Origin of the sequence: Micromonospora sp. NPDC023966 (genome assembly GCF_040639095.1) — a bacterium.
Taxonomy (GTDB): Bacteria; Actinomycetota; Actinomycetes; order Mycobacteriales; family Micromonosporaceae; genus Micromonospora.
On sequence record NZ_JBEZZJ010000034.1, the window covers coordinates 61,868 to 69,175 of the forward strand.

6 protein-coding genes and 2 pseudogenes are annotated in these 7,308 nt (G+C 75.3%); 1 reads left to right on the forward strand and 7 read right to left on the reverse strand.

Annotation, left to right across the window (positions count from 1 at the left end):
- Positions 1-2 precede the first annotated feature (2 nt).
- Positions 3-1,355 carry a dipeptidase gene (locus AB0F68_RS29090; protein WP_357343977.1) on the reverse strand — a complete coding sequence of 451 codons (1,353 nt, stop codon included), beginning with the start codon at positions 1,353-1,355 and terminating at the stop codon, positions 3-5.
- Positions 1,345-2,046: pseudogene (locus AB0F68_RS29095) on the reverse strand (hypothetical protein); the annotation flags it as partial. The pseudogene AB0F68_RS29095 and the gene AB0F68_RS29090, both read right to left, overlap by 11 nt.
- A 109-nt stretch (positions 2,047-2,155) precedes the next feature.
- On the opposite strand from AB0F68_RS29095, the gene AB0F68_RS29100 reads away from it, so the two are divergent.
- A complete protein-coding gene (locus tag AB0F68_RS29100; protein WP_357343979.1) occupies positions 2,156-2,557 on the forward strand; it encodes a rhodanese-like domain-containing protein in 402 nt (133 codons plus the stop codon).
- A gap of 176 nt (positions 2,558-2,733) precedes the next feature.
- Here the strand turns inward: AB0F68_RS29100 and AB0F68_RS29105 are convergent, their stop codons facing one another.
- The 5 genes and pseudogenes from AB0F68_RS29105 to AB0F68_RS29125 all read right to left on the reverse strand — a co-directional run bounded on the left by AB0F68_RS29105 (position 2,734) and on the right by AB0F68_RS29125 (position 7,305).
- A complete protein-coding gene (locus tag AB0F68_RS29105; RefSeq protein WP_357343962.1) occupies positions 2,734-4,284 on the reverse strand; it encodes a cobyric acid synthase in 1,551 nt (516 codons plus the stop codon).
- Complete coding sequence (locus AB0F68_RS29110) at positions 4,281-5,294, reverse strand: cobalamin biosynthesis protein (RefSeq protein WP_357343963.1); 1,014 nt, start codon at positions 5,292-5,294, stop codon at positions 4,281-4,283. Before AB0F68_RS29110 ends, AB0F68_RS29105 begins: the two co-directional genes overlap by 4 nt.
- 93 nt (positions 5,295-5,387) lie before the next feature.
- A complete protein-coding gene (locus tag AB0F68_RS29115) occupies positions 5,388-5,588 on the reverse strand; it encodes a hypothetical protein (protein WP_357343965.1) in 201 nt (66 codons plus the stop codon).
- A gap of 96 nt (positions 5,589-5,684) precedes the next feature.
- Positions 5,685-6,125: pseudogene (gene ssb, locus AB0F68_RS29120) on the reverse strand (single-stranded DNA-binding protein); the annotation flags it as partial.
- 127 nt (positions 6,126-6,252) lie between these two features.
- Entirely contained in the window at positions 6,253-7,305 is a 1,053-nt protein-coding gene (locus AB0F68_RS29125) for an IS110 family transposase (RefSeq protein WP_357343981.1), read from the reverse strand.
- Between the last annotated feature and the right edge of the window lie 3 nt (positions 7,306-7,308).

Below are 7,308 nucleotides of genomic sequence, written 5' to 3' on the forward strand. Positions count from 1 at the left end.
CCTCAAGGGCGGTTCGCGCCCGCCTCGGCGACCTTCGCCAGCAGCAGCGCCTCGGCCACGCAGACCCGCGCGAACTCGCCCAGGTGCAGGCTCTCGTTGGGCCCGTGCGCCCGGGCGTGCGGGTCCTCCACGCCGGTCACCAGGATCGCCGCCGCGGGGAACATCTCCTGGAAGGTGGCGATGAACGGGATCGAGCCGCCCACGCCGATGTCGACCGGGTCGGTGCCGTCCCAGGCCCCCCGGAACGCCGCCCGCGCCGCCTCGAACATCGGCCCGGTGGCGTCGATGACGCAGGGCGCCCCGTCGTGCTCGAAGGTCACCGTCACCCGCGCGCCCCACGGCGCGTGCTTCTCCAGGTGCGCGGTCAGCGCCGCGTACGCCTGCTTCGGGTCGTCCCCCGGCGCCAGCCGGACGCTCAGCTTCGCCTTGGCGGCCGGGACCAGCGCGTTCGGCGCCTCCCCGGTGGCCGGGGCGTCGACACCGAGGATGGCCAGGGCGGGCTTGGTCCAGAGCCGGTCGGTGATCCGGCCGCTGCCGAAGAGTTGCGCGCCCTCGATCAGGCCGGCCTCCGCGCGGAACCGGTCCTCCGGGTAGTCGACGGTGGCGCCCTCCCGGCCCACCAGGCCCTCGACGGCCACGTTCCCGGCGTCGTCGTGCAGCGTGCCGAGCAGCTTCACCAGGGCGGTGAGCGCGTCCGGCACGGCACCGCCGAACATGCCGCTGTGGACGGCGTGGTCGAGGGTGCGCACCTCGACGAAGCAGTTGACGATGCCGCGCAGCGAGGTGGTCAGCGCGGGCACCCCGATGTCCCAGTTGCCGGAGTCGGCGATCACGATGACGTCCGAGGCCAGCTCGTCGCGGTGCTCGGCGAGCAGCCGCTCCAGCGAGTCCGAGCCGTACTCCTCCTCGCCCTCGATGAAGAGGACCACGCCGACCGGAAGCTGGTCGCCGAACGCGCGCAGCGCGGCGACGTGCGCCATGATGCCGGCCTTGTCGTCGGCCGCGCCGCGGCCGTAGAGGCGGCCGTCCCGCTCCACCGGCTCGAACGGGTCGGACTCCCAGAGCGAGAGGTCGCCGACGGGCTGGACGTCGTGGTGGGCGTACAGGAGGACGGTGGGCGCGCCGGGCGGGGCCGGCTTCGTCCCGATCACCGCCGGCTGGCCGCCGGAGCGCACGATCTTCGTGTCGAGGCCGCAGCCGCGCAGCAGCTCCGCCACCGCCTCCGCGGAACGCTCCACGTGCGAGTGGTCGAAGCCCGCGAAGGCGATGCCCGGGATGCGGACGAGTCGCTCGAGGTCGGCGCGGACGCCGGGCAGTTCCCGCTCGACGGCGGCCCGCACCTCGGACTCGGACATGATCGGTGTGGTCATGACCGGAATCGTATGCCGCCCTTACCTGGCCCCGCCGTCCGAGCCCGCCGCGTCAGGGCCGGCGGACGTAGTAGCGGTCGGCGTCGTGCGGCAGGTCGGGGGCGCCGTCGACCACCAGGTCCGCCGCGGCCTCGGTGCCGTCGGCGGCGAAGTGCGCCCGCTCCCCGGCGTGCCAGCGGCGCAGCTCGGGCAGGATCTCCGCGCCGTCCCGCGCGAGCGCCCGGGACAGCCGCAACCCGGCCGGCGCGGTGACGAGGACCGACAGGGTCAGCTCCGGCCGGACCGCCGCCCGCGCGGCGCTCACCCCCTCCACGATCAGCACCGGCCCGGCCGGCACCGGCACCAACCGATCCAGGAAGCTCCGGCGCACCCAGCTGTAGCGGCGGTAGGCCCCCGGCCGGCCCGCGCGCACCGGCCCGAGCACCCACTCCTCCAGCCGGGACCAGAAGGTGAGCTGGTCGTCCCAGCCGTCGAGCAGGTCGTCGGTGCGGACCACCGGCGGCCGGGCGCCACCGGGCAGCGCCGCGACGGCCTCCGCGAGGCGCGTCGCGAAGACGCTCTTGCCCGCGCCGCTCGGCCCGTCGACCGCCACCAGCCGGGTACGCCCCAACCGCGCCGGTCCGGCCAGCACCCGCCGGGCCAACCCGGCGTACGCCTCGAACACCGCCACCGTCACCCGACCGACGCTAGCGGTCCCCCGTCCGCTGGATCCTGCGGGCCAGCAGGCCGTTCGCCGGGCGGGCCGGCTTCGCCGTGGGCATCATCGGGGGGTGCTCCATGACGTGATGAGCCCGGGCGTCGAAGCCCTGCTCGAACAGGCCCGGGCCGGCCTCCGCCGGCTGACCCCGCACGACACCGTCGAGGCCGTCCGCACCGGGGCCCTGCTGGTCGACACGCGCACCGAGGCGCAGCGCCGCGAGCAGGGCGAACTGCCCGGCGCGATCGTCATCGACCGGACCGTCCTGGAGTGGCGGCTGGACCCGGCCAGCGCCTGGCGCATCCCCGAGTCGACCAGCTACGACCGCGAGATCGTCCTGGTGTGCCGCGAGGGCTACAGCTCCAGCCTCGCCGCGGCCAGCCTTCAGGCGCTCGGCCTGCGCCGGGCCACCGACATGATCGGCGGCGTGCAGGGCTGGCGGGAGGCGGGGCTGCCGATGTCCGACCGCCCCGCCGACATCCGCTATTGACGGCTCACCCGGCCGGCTCAGGTGCAACCCGGCGGCGATCGCCTTGGCGCGCTCGTCGGGCGCCCGAGGCCGGCTCAGGCGGCCGGCGCGCCCGCGCGGCTCATACTTTAGGTGCGGTCGGCACGCCGGGTGGGATGAACGGCAGGCCCGCGGTCGGGCCGGACTCGATCAGCCGCTCAGACGCTCGGCGCGGTCGGCGCGCCGGGCGGGATGAACGGCAGGCCCGCGGTTGGGCCGGACTCGATCAGCCGCCACAGCGCGTCGGTGTCGAGGTGCTCCTCGACCAGGTCGCCGAGCAGGTCCAGGGTGCGTTCCCGGGCGGCGGCGAACGCGGTGTCCGGGGCGACCTTGAACCCGGTCCGCCCGGCCAGTGCGGCGACCTCGGTGAGGAAGCGGCGGCGGAAGGCGTCGGACTCGAAGGCCCCGTGCCAGTGGGTGGCGTGCACCGCGCCCAACCGGGCCCCTTCGCCGGTGCCGTCGGCGTAGCGGAGCAGCGGCGGCAGACCCGGGTCGGCGGCCGAGACCTGGCCGTGGTGGATCTCGTAGCCGTGGACCGGCACGTCCCCGGCGGCCGTGCCGGCGGCGCGCCGGACCGTCTTGCGGGGGTCGAAGGTGATCTCGACGGGGAGCAGCCCCAGGCCGGGCACGCTGCCCTGGCGGCTCTCCACGGGGTCGTGGATGGCCCGGGAGAGCATCTGGAATCCGCCGCAGATGCCGAGCAGCGGCTTGCCGGCGGCGGCGTGCGCCAGGACCGCGTCGGCCAGGCCGGTCTCCCGCAGCCAGGCCAGGTCGGCGACGGTCGACTTGGAGCCGGGGAGCACCACCAGGTCGGCGGCGGCCAGCTCGGCCGGCTCGATGGTCAGTCGCACCCGGACGCCGGGCTCGGTGGCCAGCGCCTCGACGTCGGTGGCGTTGCTGATCCGGGGCAGCCGGACCACCGCCACGTCGAGCCAGTCGGTGCCCCGGGGCGCCGCAGGCCGGCCGAGCACCCGCCCGTACGCGAGCGAGTCCTCCGCGTCCAGCCAGAGGTCGAGCGCCCAGGGCAGCACGCCGAGGGTGGGGCGGCCGGTGACCCGGTGCAGCATGTCCAGCCCCGGCCGGAGCAGCGCCAGGTCGCCCCGGAACTTGTTGATCACGAAACCGGCGACCAGAGCCTGGTCGGCCGGGTCGAGCAGCGCGACCGTGCCGAACATCGAGGCGAACACCCCGCCCCGGTCGATGTCGCCGACCACGATGGCGGGCAGGCCGGCGTGCCGGGCCAGCCCCATGTTCACGTAGTCGCCGGCCCGCAGGTTGATCTCGGCCGGGCTGCCCGCGCCCTCGCAGATCACCACGTCGTACTCGGCCCGCAGCTCGGCCAGCGCCGCGTACGCCGTCTCGGCGAGCCGGGGACGCAGCTCGCGGTAGTTGCCGGCGGTGACCGTGTCGACCGCCTCGCCGAGCAGCACCACCTGGCTGGCGTGGTCGCTGCCCGGCTTGAGCAGGACCGGGTTGAAGCGCAGGTCCGGGGCGAGCCCGCAGGCGGCGGCCTGCATGGCCTGGGCGCGGCCGATCTCGCCGCCGCGCCCGTCCGGCCCGACCACCACGGCCGAGTTGTTGGACATGTTCTGCGCCTTGTACGGGGCGACACGGACGCCCCGGCGGCGCAGCCAGCGGCAGATGCCGGCGGTGAGCACGCTCTTGCCGGCGTCGGAGGTGGTCCCGGCGACCAGCAGCCCGCCGCTCACCGCCCGCTCCCCGGACGTGGGCCGCCCAGGGCGCGCAGCGCGGCGCGGCCGGTCGCGCCGACCAGGCGACCGACCGTCACCGGGTACGCCGCCGCGAGGCCGAGCGCGGCCAGCCCGACCGCGCCCGAGATCCGGGCGGCCCGCTTCAGGTGCCGCGCCTCGGGCCGGGGCCCGTCCCCCAGGAAGGGCCGGGTCTCCTCGCGTCCGAAGTAGACGTTGCGCCCGCCCAGCCGGACGCCGAGCGCGCCGGCCATCGCGGCCTCGCACTGGCCCGCGTTCGGGCTCGGGTGGTCGTTGCGGTCCCGTCGCCAGACCCGCCAGGCGGTCGGGCGGTCCCCGTGCGCGGCGGGCGCCACGGCCACGGTGAGCAGCCCGGTCAGCCGGGCGGGGATCAGGTTGAGCAGGTCGTCCAGGCGGGCGGCCGGGGTGCCGAAGCGGGCGTAGCGGGGTGAGCGGTGACCCACCATGGCGTCGAGCGTGTTCGCCGCCCGGTAGCCGAGCAGGCCGGGCAGCCCGGCGACCGCACCCCAGACCAGCGGGGCGACCACCGCGTCGGAGGTGTTCTCGGCGACCGACTCGACGGTGGCCCGGGCCAGTTCCGGCTCGTCGAGGGCGGACGGGTCCCGCCCGCAGAGGTGGTTGAGCCGTCCCCGGGCGGCGGGCAGGTCGCCCGCCTGCAACGCCCGGGCCATCAGCCGCGACTCGTGCCGCAGGGTGCGCCCGCCCAGCACCGTCCAGGTGCCGGCGGCCACCAGCGCGGCCCGGGCCACCGGGTGACGCCGGGTGGCGAGGCCGGCGGCCACCCCGAGCAGCACCGGCGCGCCGACCGCGAGCGCGGTGAACGCCGCCCCGGCCGACCGTTCGGGTCGGTAGACCCGCCGCTCCAGAGCGCCGGCCGCCCGGCCGAAGCCGGCCACCGGATGCCACCGTCGGGGATCGCCGAGCAGCGAGTCCAGCGCGTAGCCCGCCACCAGTCCCGCCGCGTTCGCCATGGCGGTCGCCTGCCGCACCCGTCACCACCTCCGGCCGGCCAGCCTAGTCGTACGGCGGGGTGGCCACGCCGGCGTCGCCACCCCGCTCCCCCGTTGCACGATCCGGACGGCTCAGGCGGGCACCGGCGTCTGTCGCCGGCCCCGCCGGGCGCGTCCGGTCCCGGTCACCCCCTCGACGCCGTCGGACGGGTCCGGCTCACCGGCGGCCGGCTCGGCGGCCAACTCGTCGTCGTCCTCCTCGGCGGCCGGGCCGTCGGGCCGGTCGTCGAAGGGGTCGGCCAGCTCGTCGAAGTCACCCGCCGTCGCCTCCACCCGGCCGGACAGCCCGACCCGCGAAACGTCGAACTCCGGCGGCGGGAACTCGTCGTCGAACGGCCGGTCGTCGAGCGACGCCGGGGCCTACGCGTCCGGCACCGGCTCGGTGGCCTCGCCGTGCACCCGGCGCTCCGCCTCGGCGTCCTCCACGGTGCTGGTCGTCATGCTCGGCCGGTTGCGCAGGAATCGGGCACGGCCCCGGGACAGGTCGTGCCCGACGGCGACCGCCTCCAACTCGTAGAGGGTGCGGTGGTTGCCGGCGTCGTCGGTCCAGTCGCGGGTGTAGAGGCGGCCGGCGACGACCACCGGGTCGCCGACCGCCACCGACGCGGCCACCCCCTCGGCCAGCTTCCGCCAGCAGTTCACCCGCACCCGCAGGCTGTTGCCGTCGACCCAGCGGCCGCTCTCCCGATCGAGGCGGCGGGCGGTCGAGGCGACCTTGAAGTTGGCCACCAGGGTGTTGCTCTGGGTGGTCCGGCGCCACTCCGGCGCGGTCAGCACGTTACCGACGATCGTGACGTACGTATCGAACATCGCCCCTCCCAGGGGAACTCGGCTTGTCCGGCTGAGCCTCGACCGACGACGGGCCCCGGGCCAGCCGTCCCGGCCGGGCTGTGGACGACGGACCGCCCTGATGCTCCTGTAATGCAAGCCGGGCTGGTCAGAGCTCTGCGAGGGCTGTGGATGACGGGGGTCGGATGCGCAGTGATTCCAAGATCAGTGGGTAGACCTGACGCGCGATGTACCGCTTCAGACATCGGGAGATGTCTTTGTTGCTCAGTCCTTGCTCGCGTCGGCGCTCGGCGTAGGTCAGCGTCTCGGGATGGCAGCGCATCCGGTTGACCGCGACGATGTAGAGCGCCCTGTTGGCCATCCTGTCCCCGCCTCGGTTGAGGCGGTGCCGGTCGGTGCGGCCGGAACTGGCGGGGATGGGTGAGACCCCGCAGAGTGCGGCGAACGCCCGCTCGTCGCGGATCCGCTCCGGGTTATCGCCGGCGGTGATGAGCAGCTGCGCGGCGACTTCGGGGCCGACTCCGGGCAACTCCAGCAGCTGCGGGGCGGCCTGCTTGAGCAGCACCTGCAGGTCGACGTCGGCGGCCCGGATCTCGCGGTCCAGGTCGATGATGCGACGCGCCAGCCGCCGGATCGCGGTCTTGGTCGCCGCGATCGGGTCGGCGATGTCCAGGGCCGGCCGCAACGCGGCAGCGGTCATGATCAGTTCCGAGTTGCGCAGGTCCAGCAGTTGGGTGCGCAACGGTTCCGGGGCGGTGCGGACCATGCCGACCAGGGCGTTGATCGCCGCGGTGCGCGACTTCACCGCCGAGGTGCGGGCCACGCGGATGACCCGGATGGCCTCCACCTGTCCGTCTCGGTTCTTCGGGGTGGTGGTCGCGGTGCCGGCCAGGACGGCGCGGGCGGCGGCTTCGGCGTCGATCGGGTCGGACTTGCCGCGCTGGCGGCGCATCTTGCGGTTGGGCCGGTCGACCTCGACGAGATGCACGCCTTGGGCGCGCAGGTAGCGGGCCAGGCCGACGCCGTAGCTGCCGGTGCCCTCGATCCCGACCGACCGCACCGGACCGTGGTCACTCATCCACGCCAGCAGCGCCCGGTAGCCAGCCACCGTGGTGGGGAACTGGCGATGGCCAAGCATCCGGCCGATCTCGTCGATGACCACGGCGGTGTGGGTATCGGCGTGGGTGTCAACGCCGCCGATGAC

Bases quoted from the DNA above. Each gene is read 5' to 3' on its own strand.
- AB0F68_RS29090 (WP_357343977.1), bottom strand. From the start codon at position 1,355: ATGTCCGAGTCCGAGGTGCGGGCCGCCGTCGAGCGGGAACTGCCCGGC.
- AB0F68_RS29100 (WP_357343979.1), top strand. From the start codon at position 2,156: ATGAGCCCGGGCGTCGAAGCCCTGCTCGAACAGGCCCGGGCCGGCCTC.